General features: G+C 66.2%; 20 protein-coding genes. 14 read left to right on the top strand and 6 right to left on the bottom strand.

The window, feature by feature from the left end; all coding sequences use genetic code 11:
• Positions 1-38 precede the first annotated feature (38 nt).
• A complete protein-coding gene (locus F787_RS0105315) occupies positions 39-503 on the bottom strand; it encodes a tetratricopeptide repeat protein (RefSeq protein ID WP_028491522.1) in 465 nt (154 codons plus the stop codon).
• 206 nt (positions 504-709) lie between these two features.
• Between F787_RS0105315 and F787_RS0105310 the strand changes: the two genes are divergently transcribed.
• Entirely contained in the window at positions 710-1,831 is a 1,122-nt protein-coding gene (locus F787_RS0105310; protein WP_028491521.1) for an anthranilate phosphoribosyltransferase, read from the top strand.
• Between the two features lie 63 nt (positions 1,832-1,894).
• Complete coding sequence (locus F787_RS0105305; RefSeq protein WP_028491520.1) at positions 1,895-2,095, top strand: hypothetical protein; 201 nt, start codon at positions 1,895-1,897, stop codon at positions 2,093-2,095.
• A 60-nt stretch (positions 2,096-2,155) separates the two neighbouring features.
• On the opposite strand, the gene F787_RS0105300 is transcribed toward F787_RS0105305, so the two are convergent.
• The 5 genes from F787_RS0105300 to F787_RS0105280 all read right to left on the bottom strand — a co-directional run bounded on the left by F787_RS0105300 (position 2,156) and on the right by F787_RS0105280 (position 5,591).
• Entirely contained in the window at positions 2,156-2,761 is a 606-nt protein-coding gene (locus F787_RS0105300) for a hypothetical protein (protein ID WP_028491519.1), read from the bottom strand.
• Positions 2,758-3,564 (bottom strand): DUF3050 domain-containing protein, encoded by an 807-nt coding sequence (locus F787_RS0105295; RefSeq protein WP_051246022.1) that lies wholly within the window; start codon positions 3,562-3,564, stop codon positions 2,758-2,760. Before F787_RS0105295 ends, F787_RS0105300 begins: the two co-directional genes overlap by 4 nt.
• Before the next feature lie 67 nt (positions 3,565-3,631).
• A complete protein-coding gene (locus tag F787_RS0105290) occupies positions 3,632-3,835 on the bottom strand; it encodes a hypothetical protein (protein ID WP_028491517.1) in 204 nt (67 codons plus the stop codon).
• A gap of 122 nt (positions 3,836-3,957) precedes the next feature.
• Positions 3,958-4,647, bottom strand: a complete 690-nt coding sequence (cas6, locus tag F787_RS0105285) for a type I-MYXAN CRISPR-associated protein Cas6/Cmx6 (protein ID WP_028491516.1) — start codon at positions 4,645-4,647, stop codon at positions 3,958-3,960.
• A gap of 26 nt (positions 4,648-4,673) precedes the next feature.
• Positions 4,674-5,591, bottom strand: a complete 918-nt coding sequence (locus F787_RS0105280) for a TauD/TfdA family dioxygenase (RefSeq protein WP_028491515.1) — start codon at positions 5,589-5,591, stop codon at positions 4,674-4,676.
• A 441-nt stretch (positions 5,592-6,032) separates the two neighbouring features.
• On the opposite strand from F787_RS0105280, the gene dsrA reads away from it, so the two are divergent.
• The 12 genes from dsrA (at position 6,033) to nrfD (ending at position 17,032) form a co-directional block, all read left to right on the top strand.
• Positions 6,033-7,304, top strand: coding sequence for a dissimilatory-type sulfite reductase subunit alpha (gene dsrA / locus F787_RS0105275; RefSeq protein ID WP_028491514.1), 1,272 nt, complete (start codon positions 6,033-6,035; stop codon positions 7,302-7,304).
• 54 nt (positions 7,305-7,358) lie between these two features.
• Complete coding sequence (gene dsrB / locus F787_RS0105270) at positions 7,359-8,438, top strand: dissimilatory-type sulfite reductase subunit beta (protein WP_028491513.1); 1,080 nt, start codon at positions 7,359-7,361, stop codon at positions 8,436-8,438.
• A 45-nt stretch (positions 8,439-8,483) separates the two neighbouring features.
• On the top strand, positions 8,484-8,876 hold the full coding sequence (tusD, locus tag F787_RS0105265) for a sulfurtransferase complex subunit TusD (RefSeq protein WP_028491512.1): 393 nt from the start codon (positions 8,484-8,486) through the stop codon (positions 8,874-8,876).
• Positions 8,877-8,944: 68 nt separating this feature from the next.
• Positions 8,945-9,337 (top strand): sulfurtransferase complex subunit TusC, encoded by a 393-nt coding sequence (tusC, locus tag F787_RS0105260; RefSeq protein ID WP_028491511.1) that lies wholly within the window; start codon positions 8,945-8,947, stop codon positions 9,335-9,337.
• Positions 9,338-9,350: 13 nt separating this feature from the next.
• On the top strand, positions 9,351-9,653 hold the full coding sequence (gene tusB / locus F787_RS0105255; RefSeq protein WP_042805686.1) for a sulfurtransferase complex subunit TusB: 303 nt from the start codon (positions 9,351-9,353) through the stop codon (positions 9,651-9,653).
• 51 nt (positions 9,654-9,704) lie between these two features.
• The gene (locus F787_RS0105250) at positions 9,705-10,037 is read left to right on the top strand and encodes a TusE/DsrC/DsvC family sulfur relay protein (RefSeq protein WP_028491509.1); all 333 of its coding nucleotides are present in this window, start codon (positions 9,705-9,707) and stop codon (positions 10,035-10,037) included.
• A gap of 209 nt (positions 10,038-10,246) precedes the next feature.
• Entirely contained in the window at positions 10,247-11,032 is a 786-nt protein-coding gene (locus tag F787_RS15480) for a respiratory nitrate reductase subunit gamma (protein WP_051246021.1), read from the top strand.
• Positions 11,033-11,036: 4 nt separating this feature from the next.
• Positions 11,037-12,527, top strand: a complete 1,491-nt coding sequence (gene dsrK / locus F787_RS0105240) for a sulfate reduction electron transfer complex DsrMKJOP subunit DsrK (RefSeq protein WP_028491508.1) — start codon at positions 11,037-11,039, stop codon at positions 12,525-12,527.
• A 49-nt stretch (positions 12,528-12,576) separates the two neighbouring features.
• Positions 12,577-14,523, top strand: coding sequence for an NAD(P)-binding protein (locus F787_RS0105235; RefSeq protein ID WP_028491507.1), 1,947 nt, complete (start codon positions 12,577-12,579; stop codon positions 14,521-14,523).
• Between the two features lie 2 nt (positions 14,524-14,525).
• A complete protein-coding gene (locus tag F787_RS15475; RefSeq protein WP_051246019.1) occupies positions 14,526-15,044 on the top strand; it encodes a hypothetical protein in 519 nt (172 codons plus the stop codon).
• Complete coding sequence (gene dsrO / locus F787_RS0105225) at positions 15,041-15,769, top strand: sulfate reduction electron transfer complex DsrMKJOP subunit DsrO (protein WP_028491506.1); 729 nt, start codon at positions 15,041-15,043, stop codon at positions 15,767-15,769. Before F787_RS15475 ends, dsrO begins: the two co-directional genes overlap by 4 nt.
• Positions 15,770-15,787: 18 nt before the next feature.
• Positions 15,788-17,032, top strand: coding sequence for an NrfD/PsrC family molybdoenzyme membrane anchor subunit (nrfD, locus tag F787_RS0105220; protein ID WP_028491505.1), 1,245 nt, complete (start codon positions 15,788-15,790; stop codon positions 17,030-17,032).
• Positions 17,033-17,038 lie beyond the last annotated feature (6 nt).

Raw genomic sequence — 17,038 nt, 5'->3', positions numbered from 1 at the left:
CTCGTGCGCGTGGGAGGGCTGGACGGCGCCATCGGGCCTCAGCCGTCGAGCAGCTCCAGTTCGTCGGGGTCGAAGCCGGCCTGCGCGTACCAGTAGCGGGCTGCTTCCGGGTCGGGGTCCACGCCTTCCCCCCGGGCATACAGCATCGCGAGGGTGGTCCGGGAGCCGGCCAGACCCTGGCGGGCGGCCCGTTCCAGCCAGAGCACGGCCTGCTGTGGGTCCTGTTTCACGCATTCCCCGGAAAGAAACATGAAGCCCAGGCCGTGCTGGGCGAGCGGATCGCCCTGTTCGGCGGCTGCCCGCATCCAGTGGAAGGCCGCGTCCGGTCGGGCCACGCCGGCCAGGCCGGTCTGGTGCATGATCGCGACGCGGTACTGGGCTTCGGAGTGGCCGGACTCCGCCAGCGGCAGGAGCAGGCCCATCGCGCGCGAGAACTCTCGGGCTTCAAACGCCGCGATACCGCTGCGCAGCGCCATCGCGGTGTCGTCATCGTTGTGGGTCATGGGTGCGCGCACTCGCCTGGACGGGTGGGTGGCCGGGCCCTCGACACGGGCAGGCCCGTTCAAGTGTTCGCCTCGAATGATCGCGCAAAGCCGCGGGGCCGTAACCCTCTCAATAGGGGTATATGCTGCCTGCCCGGGCATGGATATTCTCGCGTTTGCGGGGTGCGCCCCGACAACCCGATCTCAGGCTCCACGACAGGTTGCCCATGCGCGAAGCCGCGAACGTCTCCCCCGATCCCGCAGCCGTGATGCGCGACTGCATCCAGAAAGTTGCCACCGGTCCCGAACTGAGCAAGGACCTCTCGCGTGACGAAGCCCGGGCCGCCATGCAGGCGATCCTGGAGGGTCACGTGGACCCGGTGCAGGCGGCGGTCTTCCTGATCGGCCTGCGGATGAAGCGTGAGACCCTGGAGGAGAGCGAAGGGGTGCTGCAGGCGTTGCGCGACCACGCCACCACGGCCGTGGCCGACGTGGACCACCTGATCGATATCGCCGACCCGTACGACGGCCATGTCCGCGGCCTGCCCGCGACGGCCTTTCTGCCCGCGGTGCTGGCGGCCTGTGGTCAGCCGGCTGTGTGTCACGGTATCGAATCCATTGGCCCCAAGTTCGGTGCTACTCCGCGGATGGTCCTGCGCGCGGCCGGTGTCGACACCGATCTTTCGCCGCAGGCGGCCGCCGCGCGCATTGTCCGGGAGGACATCGGCTGGGCCTACGTCGACATGCATGCGTTCTGCCCCGGACTGCATGCGCTCACCGATCTGCGCAACCTGATCATCAAGCGCAACACCCTGACCACGGTCGAGAATCTGGTCGGCCCCGTACGTGCCCGCGGGCGCACCCACATCATGGTCGGCTACGTGCACAAGGCCTATCCCCCTGTCTATGCGCATCTTGCGCGTTACTCCGGCTTCGCTTCGGGGCTGGTGGTGCGCGGGGGCGAAGGGGGGGTGATTCCATCGTTGCAGCAGCCGGGGCGTGCATTTCTGTATCGCGACGGTGGTCCGGAGCGGGAGCTGGCGCTGGACCCGGCCGCGCTCGGCATCCGGGCCGAAAGTCGGGCCGTGCCCCTCCCGTCCGGGATCGTCTCCACCGAGGCGGGCAACGGCGCCCAGCCACAGGCCGACGGCCGGGAGGTCGCGCCGGAGGCAGCCCGGGCGGGGCTGGCGGCGTTGCGCGGCGAATCCGGGCCGATGCGTGACAGTCTCATCTACGCCGGCGCGCTTGCGCTGCACCATCTCGGGGGCGAGGAGGACATGAATTCGGCCGCGGAGCGCGTGCGGCAGGTGCTGGACGACGGATCGGCCCTGGTCCGATTCGCGGGGTGAGCCGCACATCCGGGGTTGCCCCGGCATGCGGACCCAGTATTCAACGGGAGAAAAGGAGAGATCATGGACAAGCAGACCTATCACGAGGCGAGCAAGCGCATGGAGAGTCTTGGTGTGGACCCGGACTACATCATCGGCTGGCAGACCGGCTTCCTGCGCAGCCCCAGGCTGGAAGAGCAGCGGGTAACGCCGCCCTACGACGCGGGATACCAGGATGGCCTGGAGGGCAAGACCGACGGCCACGGGAGCTGGGTCAAGCAGTAATGCCCGTGCCCGGGGCGGCGTGATGCCGCCGCCCCGGAGGGGTACGGTGAAGGGGCCACCCTACGGATCGGCGCCGGCCCCGGCTGCCGAGGGCAGCAGGGACTCCAGCGCCGGTACGAAGGCCTCAACCGCTTCCGGGCCTTCGGTGGCCATGAGCTGGTCGATGGCCCATTGTCGATTGTGCGGGCCCAGGGCCTCGCTGATATGCACGGCAAAGGCCCGCCACAGGCTGAAGCCCGGCCCTTCGTCGATATCGTAGCGGCACTCGGCATATTCATCGCTGCGTCGGTTGACCCGGTCAACAAAGGCGTCGCGCACACCGTCCACCGGGCCCGGAATGCGGTCCGGCCCGGCCCGCAGTTCCGCCACGTTTTCCTCCAGCAATGCCGCCAGGCGCAGCGCCATCGCGGTGATCAGCCGGCGGCGTTCTTCCTGCGACAGGCGCTTACCCAGACGACGGTCGGTCAGGTGCAGCAGAAAGATGGCGAACTCCTGGATCAGCTCCAGGCGCTGCTCCTGGGTGCGGGTTTCGAAGTCCGCGTTTTCCAGGTTGAGCACGCCGTTGCAGGCGGTTCTCCACGCATTGGATGCGGCTGCGCTGGCGATGTCTTCCGTGGTTCGCGGCCGTTCGTCCTGTTTCCAGCGCTTGCGCAGGCGCAGGCTCATGCCGGCAGCCCCAGCCGTTGGCGCACTCCCTCCCACAGATCCAGCCGGTCCTGAATGGCGGCTCGGGCGGCATCGCGCGCCTGCGCCAGTCGCTCGAGCGAGTCACCGCACAGCGCCTCGACCAGGCGCAGCGACAGCGGGCCGTGGAAATCCTCGTCCAGGTGGATGTGGCGCTGCAGGTAGAGGTGAAACATGGGTGCGTTTTGTTCGTCGATCTGCATGCGGGCGAGAAACTGCCGGAACATGCCGGGGATGACGTGTTCGCGGCCCAGTGCCAGCGCCGCGGCAACCTCGTGCGATCGGCCTCTTTCGATGCGCGCGAAGGTGCGGCGGACGAACTCGGCGGAGGGGGCGGGTGCGATCCCGGCATTCAGTGCCGCATCAATGCCCTGTTCGGCTGCCAGGGCCACGAACCGGCGGGCGGGGTCGGGGTCGGCCCCGACCTCTTCCATGGCGGCGCAATACAGCTCGAAGTGGCTCAGATGGAGGTCCTGCCCGTCGGGGGCGGGGATCCGGTCGGACTCTTCTTCCAGGACCAGTTCGTTGATGAAGCGGCATACCGAGGCATCCGCCCCGGGGGTCCAGGGATAGCGAATCGGCGCGACCTGCTGCTGGAGGAATTTGATCAGGGACATGAAGTCCCAGACCGGGTAGACGTGGCATTCCATGAATCCGCGCAGATCACGCAGATCACGCAGGGCGTAGACCGGGTGTTCTTCCAGCTCGCGTTGCAGCGGGGCCAGGCTGTCCAGGCCCAGCTCCGGGGGCGATGCGGGGTTGAAAGATTGCGCGTTGGCCGTCATGGGTGTCTCGCCGCCCCGGGGCATGCACGGGTGCATGACCCGGGCTGCCATCCGTGCGGGTGACGGGTCAGCGGTGCGAGCCCTTTTCTTCGTGGGCCATCTCGACCAGATCCATGGCGACGTCGCGGAACCGCTGGCGGTAGTTGTGCAGCGGGTGGCCTTCCTCGGCGAGATAATACTCCTCCGGGGTGACGCCATGGGCGTGCTCGTATTCGATGAACTTTTTCTGCATGTCCAGCAGTTTCTGGATCTGTTCCTGCTTTTTGCTCATGGGGTGGTCTCCATCCGGGGGGTGGGTGAGGATCCGCCGGCAATATAGCACCGCCATTCGGTCGCTCTTACCCCTCTTTGGGGGTAGTCCGGCAGGGTCGGCCGGCGGTTCCGACAAACACCTCAGTGCATGGCCGGCGACGAATGCACCGGGGCCACGTCCTTGTGGCCGTCGAACAGGCCGCAGCCCATCAGCCGCTCGGGACCCAGGCCCTCGCGCTGCAGGCGCAGGGAGGCGAGCGGGTCGAGATCGGCCACCAGGAGCCGCCGCGTGAACAGCGCCCCATACGGGGTCTGCAGCTGATGACTGCGGCCGCACAGCAGCTTGGAGATCGGCACGCCCATGGCGCTCAGCGATGCCGCGACCTCCGCGAGGAAGGCATCTTCGTCCTGATCCGGGCGGGCGATGACATGCCGGGCCATCAGGGCCGGTTGTGCCCGTAACGGCACGATCGTGAACTCCCCGATCTTCAGGGGCGCCGATCCCAGATCCAGTCGGGTCCCCCGGATCTCCCGGGCTTGCTCCACCCGGGTGCGCGGCAGGCGCAGGCGCAGGCGGGTGCGTCGCGACAGCGGGATGGTCGCATCGGCGGTCGCCTCCGGTCGTTGCCAGCCGTTGCCGGATTCGGCCCCGTGGATCAGATGAATGCCGGCCCGGGGTTCGTCCTGCAGCCAGGGCAGGAGTGCGCAGATCTGCTGCGACAGCGCATGCGCGTGGTCCAGCGGCAGTGCCGGGCAGTGCACGCGGAACGCGAGATCCACCGTGTCTTCGGCCTGCTCCGGTGTGGTGGCGGGGGTGTCGTCCCAGAACATGTTCGGTGTGCCTCCGGGGAACGGGTTCAGGTGCCGGGCACGCGGCGGGCAAACCGCGCCCGCAGGAGCAGGCGCTGCCAGCTCCCGGCGAACGAGTCGTGGGTGAAACCGGTGCGTGCATGCAGCACGTTATTGCAGACCACACCCTCGCCGGGAGCCAGTCGGTGACGCAGCACCCCGGGCCCCTCGGCCTCCAGGATCTCGCGGATGCGTCCGGCCGCGGCGCGGGTCGTCGGGTCGTCACGCCACTCGATGCTGCGGGTACGGGCGGTGTAGCGCATGTGCAGCCGGCCGGATGCGGGATCCACGCTGAAGACGGGACCGGTGGCGGCCGGTCGCAGGGTCCGCCCGTCCTGCACGTTGGCGGGGATGGTCAGGGCCCGGGGATGGCAGAGGGCGGTGATCCATTCCGGATTCTCGTCGCGCAGGCGGATGTACAGCAGCTCCGGATCCAGAAACAGGTTCTCGCCACCGCTGGGGGCATCGGACACGCAATGCAGGAGCATCGCCCGAATGCGCCGATCCGGCGGATTGTAATAGCCATCGCAATGCCAGCTGAGGGGCCGGTTGCTGTACGGGATATATCCGGCCCGACGCCCATCGTCGCAGACCTGAAGGGCACTGATCCCGTCCCCGTCCGCGCATTCGTGGGGATCCGGCCGGGTGAATCCCAGGGCGCCGCAGAGGGCGGCGAATCCTTCGCGGTCCAGTGCCGCCGCCCCGGAGGGGCAGCGATAGAACGCCAGGTTGTGTTGCCGAATCCGCTCGCACAGGGCCTCCAGCTCCGCGGCCGTGGGGCGCGCCGGATCGTTCAGTTCCAAGGTCAGGTCGGCGGGACCGGGGGTCCCGCAGGCAAGGCGCCGCGCGCGCCATGCCCGCCAGGATTCGTCGGCCTGCAGGTCGAATGGCGAGGCGCAGGTGGATGCACGGACAGGGGCGTTCATGGATGGACGGCCTCCAGGGTTCCGGGCCCGCCGTGCCGGTCAATGCGGGGCGGGCCATACGGCTTCCAGTGTAGGGGTGCCCGGTATACCCACAACCATTCTTTGGGGGTATCCCGGGAGCCTGTGGCCACACCGCGACGGAATGCGGTTTCCGCGACCCGAGCATCAATTTCGCGCGGATGGGGCCGGGCTTCTGACCCTGCCACAGGGGATAGTCGCGGGCTTGCGCGTACCCCCCAACAGCAGGATGTCCAGCGCCGCGGTGCCGGCCTAGAGTTTGCGGCGAAGGACGGGGTCGCCGCCCGCCAGAGGGCGCCGGCCCATCGCAAAAACAACCTCGGGCAGGGGAGCGGCGCCGGCTCCGTCAGGGATCACGTGATCGTGGCGGCGTTACCGGCGCACGAGCCCCGCGCAAGCGGCACCCCGGCAAGGAGTATTGTCATGGCCAAGAATCACCATCCCACTCCCATGCTCGATGAGCTCGAGAACGGTCCGTGGCCGAGCTTCATCTCCGGCATCAAGAACCTGCGCGACCGGCATCCCGACGACCGCATCCAGGGCATGAGCAATGACCTGCTGGGGCAGCTCGAGCATTCCTACGAGACCCGGAAGGGTTACTGGAAGGGCGGCACGGTCTCGGTGTTCGGGTATGGCTCCGGGATCATCCCGCGGTTCTCCGAAGTCGGTCATGCGTTTCCGAGCTCGAAGGAGTTCCACACCGTGCGCGTGCAGCCGCCGGCGGGCAACTTCTACACCACCGATATCCTGCGCCAGCTCGCGGACTCCTGGGAAAAGTACGGTTCCGGCCTGGTGACCTTCCATGGCCAGACCGGCAACGCGATGTTCATCGGCGTGGACACCGACAACACCCAGGCCTTCTTCGACGAGATCAACGAATACGGGTTTGACCTCGGCGGTGCCGGGCCTTGCGTGCGCACCGGCATGTCCTGCGTGGGGGCCGCGCGCTGCGAGCAGTCCTGCGCCAACGAACAGCGCATCCACCGCACCCTGCTGAACCGGTTTACCGACGACGTGCACCGTCCGTCGCTGCCGTACAAGTTCAAGTTCAAGGTCTCCGGCTGCCCGAACGACTGTGTCAACGCCATCGAACGCTCCGATTTCGCGGTCATCGGCACCTGGCGTGACGAGATGAAGATCGACCAGGACAAGGTTCGCGAATTCATCCGGGAGAAGGGGCGCGCCGAGGTCATCGACAACGTCACCACCCGTTGCCCGACCGGCTGCATGACCCTGCATGACGACGACACCCTGGAGGTCGAGGACAAGGACTGCGTGCGCTGCATGCACTGCCTGAACGTGATGCACACCGCCCTTTCGCCGGGTGACGAGCGCGGGGTCACCATCCTCCTGGGGGGCAAGCGCACGCTCAAGATCGGCGACCTGATGGGCACGGTGATCGTGCCCTTCATGAAGCTCGATACCGACGAGGATTACGCACAGCTCACCGAACTGGCCGAGAACATCATCGATTTCTGGGCCGAGAACGGCCTGGAGCACGAGCGCTGCGGCGAGATGATCGAGCGCATTGGCCTGATGAACTTCCTCAAGGAGCTCGGCATTCCCGCCGACCCGAACATGGTCAATCACCCGCGCCAGAGTTCCTACGTGCGCCTCGACGGATTCGACGAGGCGGCCGAGGAGCAGCTGCGTCGCAGGATGGAACAGCGGGAACAGGCGGCGGCCGGCCAGTAGGTCGACGGTCTCCCGAGACTCCCCCCGAAATCGCTAGCAAGGCTGGAGCAGAACATGGCACAGGCACAGGAAATGCGTTCCCCCATCGAGTCCGGGTGCCCGGACGGATTCCAGTACATGCATCCGGTGATGCGCCGGAACTTCGGCATGTGGGATCACCATGACCATCCGGCACCCGGCGTGCTCTACCACGAATCCGAGACCGGTGAGGGCGTCTGGACCGTCCGCGCCGGTACCCAGCGCATCCTGGACGTGTTCACCCTGCGCACGCTCTGTGACATCGGTGACCAGTACGGTGACGGTTACGTGCGTTTCACCACGCGTTCCAACATCGAATACATGGTGGATTCCGAGGCCAAGGTCGAGCCGCTGGTGAAGGCCCTGGAGGACGCCGGTTTCGTGGTGGGGGGCACCCAGAACTCGGTCACCATGATCTCGCATACCCAGGGCTGGCTGCATTGCGACATCCCGGGCACCGACGCCTCCGGCGTGGTCAAGGCGATGATGGACGAGCTGATCGACGAGTTCCGCAACACCAACATGCCCAACCGGGTGCACATGACCACCTCCTGCTGCCAGATCAACTGCGGTGGTCAGGGTGACATCGCGATCAACGTGCAGCACACCAAGCCGCCGAAGATCAACCACGACCTGGTCGCCAACGTCTGCGAACGCCCCTCGGTGGTCGCTCGCTGCCCGGTGGCGGCGATCCGCCCCGCGGTCGTCAACGGCAAGCCGTCGCTGGAAGTCGACGAGCAGAAATGCATGTGCTGTGGCGCCTGCTTCCCGCCGTGCCCGCCGATGCAGATCAACGATGCCGAGCACACCAAGCTGTCGATCTGGGTGGGTGGCAACCACTCGAATGCGCGTGGCAAGCCGACCTTCCAGAAGCTGGTGGCCTCCGGCATCCCGAACAATCCGCCGCGCTGGCCCGAGGCCACCGCGATCGTCAAGCGCATCCTCCGGACCTATCAGGAAGACGGCCGCGACTGGGAGCGCATCAACGACTGGATCGAGCGTATCGGCTGGCCGGAGTTCTTCAACAAGACGGGGCTGCCGTTCACCCGCTACCACGTGGACAACTGGCGCGGTTCACGCAACAGCCTCAACGCGTCCGCCCATATCCGCCAGTAGCCCGCACGGGCTCCACCTTCGGCCTGACAACATAAAGGGCAGAGCATGAAATACGCGATCCTGGTCAACGAAGGCCCGTATCAGCATCAGGCGTCCGATACGGCCTATCAGTTCTGCAAGGCCGCGATTGAACGCGGGCACGAGGTCTTTCGCGCCTTCTTCTATCACGACGGCGTGCACAACGGCTCCCGTTTCCCGGTGCCGCCGCAGGACGACCGCAACATCCCGGTGCAGTGGTCCGAGCTCGCCGCGGCCCATGACATCGACCTGGTGGTATGCATCGCCGCCGCGCAGCGCCGCGGCATCCTCGACGAGGGCGAGGCGCAGCGTCAGGGTAAGGATGGCGACAACATCGCGCCCGGATTCCGCATCTCCGGCCTCGGGCAGTTGATCGAGGCCGGCATCCAGTGCGACCGGCTCCTGGTGTTCGGGGACTGAGAGTCGTCCGCAGCGCGTGCGGCCGGCAGGGCCGCGCCCAACCAATCGTCTGACAAAGGTGGGAAACGATGTCCGAACCCTGGGAAGAAGAAGGCCCCGGTGAAATCAAGAAGTTCATGTACGTCAACCGCAAGGCGCCGTACGGAACCATCTATGCGCTGGAATCCCTGGAGGTGGTGCTGATCGCCGCCGCGTTCGAGCAGGACGTCAGCATGGTGTTCATGGATGACGGCGTCTACCAGATCAAGAAGGGGCAGGACACCGGGCAGATCGGCATGAAGAACTTCTCGCCGACCTACCGCGCGCTGGAGGGCTATGACGTGGAAAAGCTCTATGTCGAAGCCGAGTCGCTCTCCGAGCGAGGTCTGTCCGAAGACGATCTGCTGGTGCCCGTCGAGGTGATGTCGCGGGATGCGATCGCCCGACTGATGGACGAGCAGGACGTGATCCTGAGCTTCTAGGAGGCCTCTGAAGATGCTGCATACCGTGAACAAGTCGCCCTTCGAACGGAACACGCTCAACGCCTGCCTGGGTCACGCGCTGCCGGATTCGGCGGTTCTGCTGATCGAGGACGGGGTGCTGGCGGCCGTACAGGGAACCGCCCACGAGACCGAGATGCGCAAGGCACTCGAACAACATTCGGTGTCCGTGCTCGGACCCGACCTGAGCGCCCGGGGGCTGTCCCCGGAGCAGGTCATTCCCGGCATCAACGTGGTTGATTACGCCGGGTTCGTCGAGCTGACCGAAAACCACGACAAGGTTCAGGCCTGGCTCTGACAAGCCCGGCCGTACGAGGAACCTGTCACCGCGCAACGACTGGAGGAATCCATGCCCATTGAAGTCAACGGCAAGACGTACGAAACCGACGAGGAAGGCTACCTGGCCAACCTGAGTGACTGGAGTGAAGAGGTGGCCAACGCCATGGCCGAGGTCGACGGCACCTCGCTGGACGAGAATCACTGGGAAGTCATCAACTTCCTGCGTGAATACTACGAGGAATACCAGATCGCTCCGGCAGTGCGTGTGCTGACCAAGGCGATCGGCAAGAAGCTCGGACCCGACAAGGGCAACAGCAAGTACCTCTATGAGCTGTTCCCCTACGGCCCGGCCAAGCAGGCCTGCAAGTACGCCGGTCTGCCCAAGCCGACCGGCTGCGTCTGAATCCCGCCTCGCGGCGGGTAGCTCCACTCCGCGGGGGCGGCGGCCTGCCTCCGACGCGCCCTCGCGGAGTCCTGATTCGCTTCGTCCCGTTCACCGGACGGGACCATGTGCCATGCCGGCTCCCGGTCGCCGTATGGGTGACCCGGGGAGGACGCGCCGGCCGGACCACGGGACGATCGGGCCCCGGTGGCTGACAGGAGGACAGGTCATTGACCCTCGCATCCATCGTCTTTGCCGTGCTGTTCTACGCAGCAACCGCGATCCTGCTGATCGGGGTCGGGCTGCGGATCGCCCGCTATGCGCGCGCGCCGGCACCGCTGAAGATTCCGACCACGCCCGCTCCCACCACGCGCACCGGCGTGGTGGGCCGAATGCTGTCCGAAGTGGTGTTCTTCTACAGCCTGTTCAAGTCCAACAAGTGGATCTGGATCCTCGCCTGGGTCTTCCACCTGGCGTTGCTGCTGGTGCTGTTGCGCCACCTGCGATATTTCATCGAGCCGGTCTGGGGCTGGGTCGTGCTGGTCCAGCCATTCGGGGTGTATGCCGGTTTTGCCCTGCTGGCCGGCCTGGTCGGCCTGTGGATACGGCGCCTGTTCGTGGAGCGCATCCGCTACATCTCGGCGCCCTCCGATCATCTGATGCTGGGACTGCTGGTTGCGATCACGGCCAGCGGGCTGGCGATGAAGTTCCTGTGGCACACGGACGTGACCGCGGTGAAGGTGTTCTTCCTCGGGCTGCTGCGTTTCGAGGTGCACCCGCTCCCGACCGATCCGCTGCTGTTGCTGCACCTGCTGCTGGTCGTGGCGCTGATGGTCGTGTTCCCGTTCAGCAAGCTGCTGCATGCCCCGGGGATCTTCTTCAGCCCCACCCGCAACCAGGCGGACAACCCGCGCGAACGGCGCCACACCAGCTGGGTCGCGCGCGTCGAGCCCACCGGCGCGGCGGCTTCCTCCGAAGCGGCCGGAGCCGCGCCCAACGCCCGTAGCGAGGATTGACGCGATGGCCGATTTCGAGACCCCGGAGGTCAAGGAGTACCTCGACATGCCCGGGCTGAAGCCCGATGCCATGTCGCACAGCCAGCCCTTTGTCTCGCGTGACGAATTCCAGGAACCGCTGGGCTTCCCCGGCGAGCTGGTGGACGACTGGCAGAATGTCGCGATCGCGAAGCTGGGCGAGTTGCTCGACAAGAACCGCGGCCTGCAGGTGTTCATGGATGCCTGCGTCAAGTGCGGGGCGTGTACCGACAAGTGCCACTATTTCCACGGCACCTCGGACCCGCGCAACATGCCGGTGGCGCGTCAGGATCTCCTGCGCAGCGTCTATCGTCGCTATTTCACCTGGCCCGGCCGGCTGTTCCCGAAACTTGTCGGTGCGCAGGATCTCACCGAGGAGGTCCTTGATCAGTGGTACAGCTATTTTCACCAATGCTCGGAGTGCCGCCGCTGTTCGGTGTACTGCCCGTACGGGATCGATACCGCCGAGGTCACCATGGCCACCCGCGAGATCATGAACGCGGTGGGCAAGGGCCAGAAATACAGCAACGAGATCATCGGCAAGGTCTTCAAGATCGGCAACAACCTGGGGCTGCCGCAGCCCGCCCTGCAGGACACCCTTGAAGGCCTGGAGGAGGAGGTCAAGGAAGACACCGGCGTGGACGTGCGTTATCCGCTGGACGAGAAGGGGGCGGAGGTCCTGCTGGTGACCCCCTCGGCGGATTTCTTCGCCGAACCCCACGTGGACGGCCTGATTGGCTACGGCAAGGTGTTCCATCAGGCCGGGATCTCCTGGACGCTGTCCTCGCACGCCTCCGAAGCCGCCAACTTCGGCCTGTTCATCGGTTCGCCGGAGAACATGCGCAAGATCGCCCTGCGGGTACGCGAGGCCGCCGAGGAACTGGGGGTCAAGCGGATCGTGTTCGGCGAATGCGGCCATGCCTGGCGGGTGGCCTACAGCTTTCTGAACACGCTTGCCGGGCCGTTCGATTTCCTCGATCCGCGTTATCCCGTGCCGCAGCACATCTGCGAAGTGACCCACGACCTGATCCAGCGCGGCGCGCTCACCCTGGACAGGAGCGCCAACGACCATCGGCGGGTCACCTTCCACGATTCCTGCAATGTGGCACGGGCATCGCGCATGGGGGATACCCCCGGCGGGCAGTTCACCATCCCCCGCGAGATCCTCCGTGCGGTTTGCAACCACTATTACGACATGCCGCCGGACACCATCGGAGAGGCGACCTTTTGTTGTGGTGGCGGCGGCGGCCTGCTCACGGACGACCTGATGGAGCTGCGCGTGAAGGGTGCGCTGCCCCGCATGCAGGCATTGCGGCAGGTCGCCGACGAGGAGGGCGTGACCCATCTGGCCGCGATCTGCGCGATCTGCAAGAGCCAGTTCGCCAAGGTCCTGCCCTACTACGGCTTCGAAATGGACCAGATCGTGAGCGTGCATCAGCTGGTGAGTGACGCGATCGTGCTGGATCCGGCCAGATAAACCACCCAGGGCGCCCGGCCCCGGGCCCGCGCAGACCAGGAGAACAGTAATGTCCACCACCGATGAAGACATGAACCTGACCTTCCGCAAGTTCAAGGATGGCGAAAGCCGGCGGCGGGACTGGAAGAATGCGATCTTCAAGGCCGACACGTCCCACAAGTGCCCGGTCTATGTGCACCGGACTCCGCCGTGCCAGGGTTCCTGCCCGGCGGGCGAGGACATCCGCGGCTGGTTGCAGATCGTGCGCGGGGTCGAGAAGCCGCCGCAGGACATGAGCTGGCAGGAATACGCGTTCCGCCGCTCCACCGATGCCAACCCGTTCCCCTCGGTAATGGGCCGGGTGTGCCCTGCGCCGTGCGAATCCGGGTGCAACCGCAACGAGGTCGAGGAGTTCGTCGGTATCAATTCGGTGGAGCAGTACATCGGGGATACCGCCTTCCACGAGCAGTTCACCTTCGACGCCCCGCCGCCGCTGTCGGGCAAGCACGTTGCGATCGTGGGAGGCGGGCCCGGGGGCATGTCGGCCGCCTATCACCTGCGCCGCCTCGGGCACGCCGCGACGATCTTCGACGATCACGAGGAGCTCGGCGGGATGATGATGTACGGGATCCCCGAGTATCGCGTTCCGCGCGAGATCCTGCGCCACGAGATGGACCGGATCCTGGGGCTGGGTGATATCCACCTGCGGCTGCAGACGCGGGTTGGACGCGACGTCAGCATGGAGGAGGTCGAAAACGAGTTCGACGCCGTGGTCTGGGCCGTGGGCTGCCAGACCGGCCGCAAGCTCCCGGTTCCGGGCGGCGATGCGCCCAACTGCATCACCGGGGTCGATTTCCTGGAGGCCTTCAACACTGGTCGCATGGGCGCCCTGACTACCGAGCGCATCATCTGCGTGGGCGGCGGGGACACCTCCATCGACGTGGTTTCGGTGGCGCGGCGGCTCGGCCGGATCGATACCGAAAATGTCACCGATCACCCCGAAGATCGCATCCACGGCTATGTGGCCCATGACAGCGCGATGAGTGCGGTTCGCACCGGCGCGGACGTCACGTTGACCTCCCTGTTCCCGAAGGAAGAGATGACCGCGGCCGAGCATGAGGTGCATGACGCCCTGAACGAGGGCGTGACCATCATGGACGGGGTGATGCCGGTGGAGGTGATTCAGGATGACAGTGGACGCGCCACCGCGCTGAAGATGGCCCGCTGCGAGTTCGTGGACAACGCCCCCACGCCGGTGGAAGGCACCGAGTTCGTGCTCGAGGCCGACCTGATCGTGTCCGCGATCGGACAGGGCGGGGATCTTGAGGGCCTGGAGGCCCTGGACAACGGGCGGGGCTTCATCGACAAGGACCCGTTCTACCATGTGCCGGGCCGCGAAGGTCATTTCGTGGTGGGCGATATCATCCGGCCGCACCTGCTGACCACCGCGATCGGCCACGGGGCCATGGCGGCCGACAGCATCGACCATTTCCTGCGCCACCAGCAGCCGATCAAGCGTCCGCGGGTGGACGTGCATCACTTCGATCTTTTGCACAAGCTGCAGGAGACCGGCCTGGAACCGGAACCCTACGGCGGCGAGCAGACCCGCGGGACTTCCGCCGCCGGTTTCGCCGTGCACAACTACGAGGATCGTTCCTCGCAGGAGATCATCTCCCACGAGCGGTTGTTCAAGGGGCATTTCGCGTATACCCCGCGGATCCGCCGGCGGGAGCATGGTCCGGGGGCCGACGAGGTCATCGGCCACTTCGCCGAACGCATGGAGGGCCTGAGCGAGGAACAGGCCCGTGCCGAAGCCAATCGCTGCATGAGCTGCGGTCTGTGCTTCGAGTGCGACAACTGCGTGATCTACTGCCCGCAGACCGCCGTCTATCGTGTCCCGAAGAGCGAAAAGGCAACCGGGCGCTATGTGGCGACCGACTATTCTCGCTGCGTCGGCTGCCATGTGTGTGCCGATGTCTGCCCCACCGGCTACATCGACATGGCCATGGGTGAGTGATCATGGATCCGGTGAAGTCCCTGGGCCGGGGTGCGCTGCGCTGGCTGGTGTTCGGGGTGCTGCCCCTGTCGCTGCTGCTGGGCTGCGGCGGGAGCGTCGAACCGCCGGACATGACGGAGGAGGCCCGTGGCGACCAGTGCGTGGAGCCCCTGGACGTGATCCGCAAGGACCATGGCAAGATCCTGATGGAGGAACGCGATCTCGCGGTCCGTGACGGCATCCGCAACCCCGATCACAGCTTTGTCAGCTGCATCGATTGTCACGTTGCATCGGATGCCCGCCATACCGAGCCGGAGACGCATTTCTGCGCCAGCTGCCATACGTTCAATGCGGTCAGCATGGACTGCTTCGAGTGCCATCGGGATCGGCCCTCGGCGTCCGCGCATCTGCATTCGCTGACCCCGCACGCACCCGACCCGGAATTCGCCTGGGAAGCCGATCAGCACGATCAGCAGGATGTGACGGCGACCCTCGCGGAGACCGGTCTGCTGCTCCCGCCAACGGAGGATGCCCCGCAATGAGCCGGAAGAACGCTAGCCTGTCGCGCCGCCAGTTCATCACCGGAGCGGCCGCCGCGGTCGCCGGTGTCACCGTTGCCCCGGGGGTATTCCTGATGCGTTCGGCTGAGGGAAAGACGGCCGAAGGGGTCCGCTGGGGGCTGTTGATCGACAGCAACCGCTGCGGTGACTGCGATGCCTGTGTCACGGCCTGCCACGCGGAGAACGGGGTGCATGGAATGGATCGGCCGCGTACCGATGCCCAGTGGATCCGCAAGGTGGATCTGCGGGACCCGGGGACCGGACATACCCGTTCCCTGCCGGTGATGTGTCAGCACTGCGAAAACCCGCCGTGTGCGGACGTTTGCCCGACCGGGGCTTCTTTCCGCCGGGAGGACGGCATCGTCCTGGTCGACAAGCACACCTGCATCGGCTGTCGCTACTGCATGATGGCTTGTCCCTACAAGGCGCGTTCGTTCATCCATGAACCCCTGGCCGGGCAGGCCGCGCATGCGCCGCGAGGCAAGGGCACGGTGGAGAGCTGCACCCTTTGCGTGCATCGCATCGATCGCGGCGAAGGCACCACCGCCTGTGTCGAGGCGTGCCACGAGCTGGGCAACGGCGCGATGACCTTTGGCGATCTGAACGATCCCGATTCCGCGATTTCGCGCGAGCTGGCCGAGCACGGTGGCAGTGCCATCCGGGCCGATCTGGGGTTGAACCCCGGCGTGCGCTACCAGGGCATCTGACATCCGAGGCAAGGACTTATGACGGCGAAACCTCAGTTGCGTGCACTCGACGGGCAAAGCCGCGGCTATTACGCGTTGCTGGGCGTCCTGCTGGCGGCCATCGGACTCGGGTTGCTGGCCGCCGCGCTGAAATCCGCGCACGGCCATCACATCACCGGCATGGACAATCAGATCGTCTGGGGGCTGCCGCACGTGTTCGCGATCTTTCTGATCGTGGCGGCCTCGGGGGCTCTGAACGTGGCCTCCATTGCCTCGGTCTTCGGGCGCCGGATCTACAAGCCACTGGCGCCCCTGTCCGGGCTGCTGGCGGTCGCGCTGCTGGCCGGCGGGCTGGCCATCCTGGTGCTCGATCTGGGCCGTCCGGATCGTCTGGTGGTGGCCATGACCCACTACAACTTCAAGTCGATCTTTGCCTGGAACATCTTCCTCTACACCGGCTTCATGGTGATCGTTCTGGTGTACCTGTGGTTCCTGATGGAGCGGCGCATGAACGCTCATGCCCCCGCCGTGGGCATGGTGGCGTTTGTCTGGCGTCTGGTGCTGACCACCGGTACCGGCGCGATCTTCGGCTTTCTGGTCGCACGCGAGGCCTATGACGCCGCCATCCTCGCGCCGCTGTTCATCGCGATGTCCTTCGCCCTGGGGCTGGCGGTGTTCCTGCTGGTCATGCTGGCGGCGTATCACTGGACCGGGCGCCCGCTGGGGGATCTGATCCTGCGCCGCCTCAAGAACCTGCTGGCGGTGTTCGTCGCCGCGGTGCTGTATTTCGTGGTCGTCTATCACCTGACCAACCTGTACGCCACCCGGCTGCACGGGGTGGAGGCCTTCCTGCTCGTAAGCGGCGGTATCTATCCGCTGCTGTTCTGGGGCGTGCAGATCCTGCTGGGCAGCCTGGTGCCCCTGGTGATGCTGTTCCACCCTGTATGGAGCCGCTCGCGCCGGGTGATCGCGGCGGCCAGCGGCCTGGTGATCCTGGGGGGGCTGGCCCAGCTCTACGTGATCATCATCGGTGGCCAGGCCTATCCGATGGACATGTTCCCGGGCTACGAGGTCAGCAGCAGCTTCCATGACGGGGTGGTCGCCCCGTACACGCCGACGCTGGTCGAGTTCCTGCTGGGGATCGGCGGGGTGGGGTTGGCACTGTTCCTGGTGGCCGTGGCCGTGAGGTTCCTGCACTTCCTGCCGGTCAGCCTGGCCGACCACAAGGTCGATCCGCACCATTCCGCCGGCAGCGCGACCGAGACCGCGCCGGCGGGGGGCTGATCCGCG

The organism is Thioalkalivibrio sp. ALE19 (assembly GCF_000428605.1).
Classification (GTDB): Bacteria; Pseudomonadota; Gammaproteobacteria; order Ectothiorhodospirales; family Ectothiorhodospiraceae; genus Thioalkalivibrio.
Note: the sequence above shows the minus strand (reverse complement) of the source record. Positions and strands in the feature narration are given on the sequence as shown.

What these genes read in the sequence shown, in the direction of transcription:
- F787_RS0105315 (WP_028491522.1), bottom strand. Translation starts at nt 503, where the DNA reads ATGACCCACAACGATGACGACACCGCGATGGCGCTGCGCAGCGGTATC.
- F787_RS0105310 (WP_028491521.1), top strand. Translation starts at nt 710, where the DNA reads ATGCGCGAAGCCGCGAACGTCTCCCCCGATCCCGCAGCCGTGATGCGC.
- F787_RS0105305 (WP_028491520.1), top strand. Translation starts at nt 1,895, where the DNA reads ATGGACAAGCAGACCTATCACGAGGCGAGCAAGCGCATGGAGAGTCTT.
- F787_RS0105300 (WP_028491519.1), bottom strand. Translation starts at nt 2,761, where the DNA reads ATGAGCCTGCGCCTGCGCAAGCGCTGGAAACAGGACGAACGGCCGCGA.
- F787_RS0105295 (WP_051246022.1), bottom strand. Translation starts at nt 3,564, where the DNA reads ATGACGGCCAACGCGCAATCTTTCAACCCCGCATCGCCCCCGGAGCTG.
- F787_RS0105290 (WP_028491517.1), bottom strand. Translation starts at nt 3,835, where the DNA reads ATGAGCAAAAAGCAGGAACAGATCCAGAAACTGCTGGACATGCAGAAA.
- cas6 (WP_028491516.1), bottom strand. Translation starts at nt 4,647, where the DNA reads ATGTTCTGGGACGACACCCCCGCCACCACACCGGAGCAGGCCGAAGAC.
- F787_RS0105280 (WP_028491515.1), bottom strand. Translation starts at nt 5,591, where the DNA reads ATGAACGCCCCTGTCCGTGCATCCACCTGCGCCTCGCCATTCGACCTG.
- dsrA (WP_028491514.1), top strand. Translation starts at nt 6,033, where the DNA reads ATGGCCAAGAATCACCATCCCACTCCCATGCTCGATGAGCTCGAGAAC.
- dsrB (WP_028491513.1), top strand. Translation starts at nt 7,359, where the DNA reads ATGGCACAGGCACAGGAAATGCGTTCCCCCATCGAGTCCGGGTGCCCG.
- tusD (WP_028491512.1), top strand. Translation starts at nt 8,484, where the DNA reads ATGAAATACGCGATCCTGGTCAACGAAGGCCCGTATCAGCATCAGGCG.
- tusC (WP_028491511.1), top strand. Translation starts at nt 8,945, where the DNA reads ATGTCCGAACCCTGGGAAGAAGAAGGCCCCGGTGAAATCAAGAAGTTC.
- tusB (WP_042805686.1), top strand. Translation starts at nt 9,351, where the DNA reads ATGCTGCATACCGTGAACAAGTCGCCCTTCGAACGGAACACGCTCAAC.
- F787_RS0105250 (WP_028491509.1), top strand. Translation starts at nt 9,705, where the DNA reads ATGCCCATTGAAGTCAACGGCAAGACGTACGAAACCGACGAGGAAGGC.
- dsrK (WP_028491508.1), top strand. Translation starts at nt 11,037, where the DNA reads ATGGCCGATTTCGAGACCCCGGAGGTCAAGGAGTACCTCGACATGCCC.
- F787_RS0105235 (WP_028491507.1), top strand. Translation starts at nt 12,577, where the DNA reads ATGTCCACCACCGATGAAGACATGAACCTGACCTTCCGCAAGTTCAAG.
- F787_RS15475 (WP_051246019.1), top strand. Translation starts at nt 14,526, where the DNA reads ATGGATCCGGTGAAGTCCCTGGGCCGGGGTGCGCTGCGCTGGCTGGTG.
- dsrO (WP_028491506.1), top strand. Translation starts at nt 15,041, where the DNA reads ATGAGCCGGAAGAACGCTAGCCTGTCGCGCCGCCAGTTCATCACCGGA.
- nrfD (WP_028491505.1), top strand. Translation starts at nt 15,788, where the DNA reads ATGACGGCGAAACCTCAGTTGCGTGCACTCGACGGGCAAAGCCGCGGC.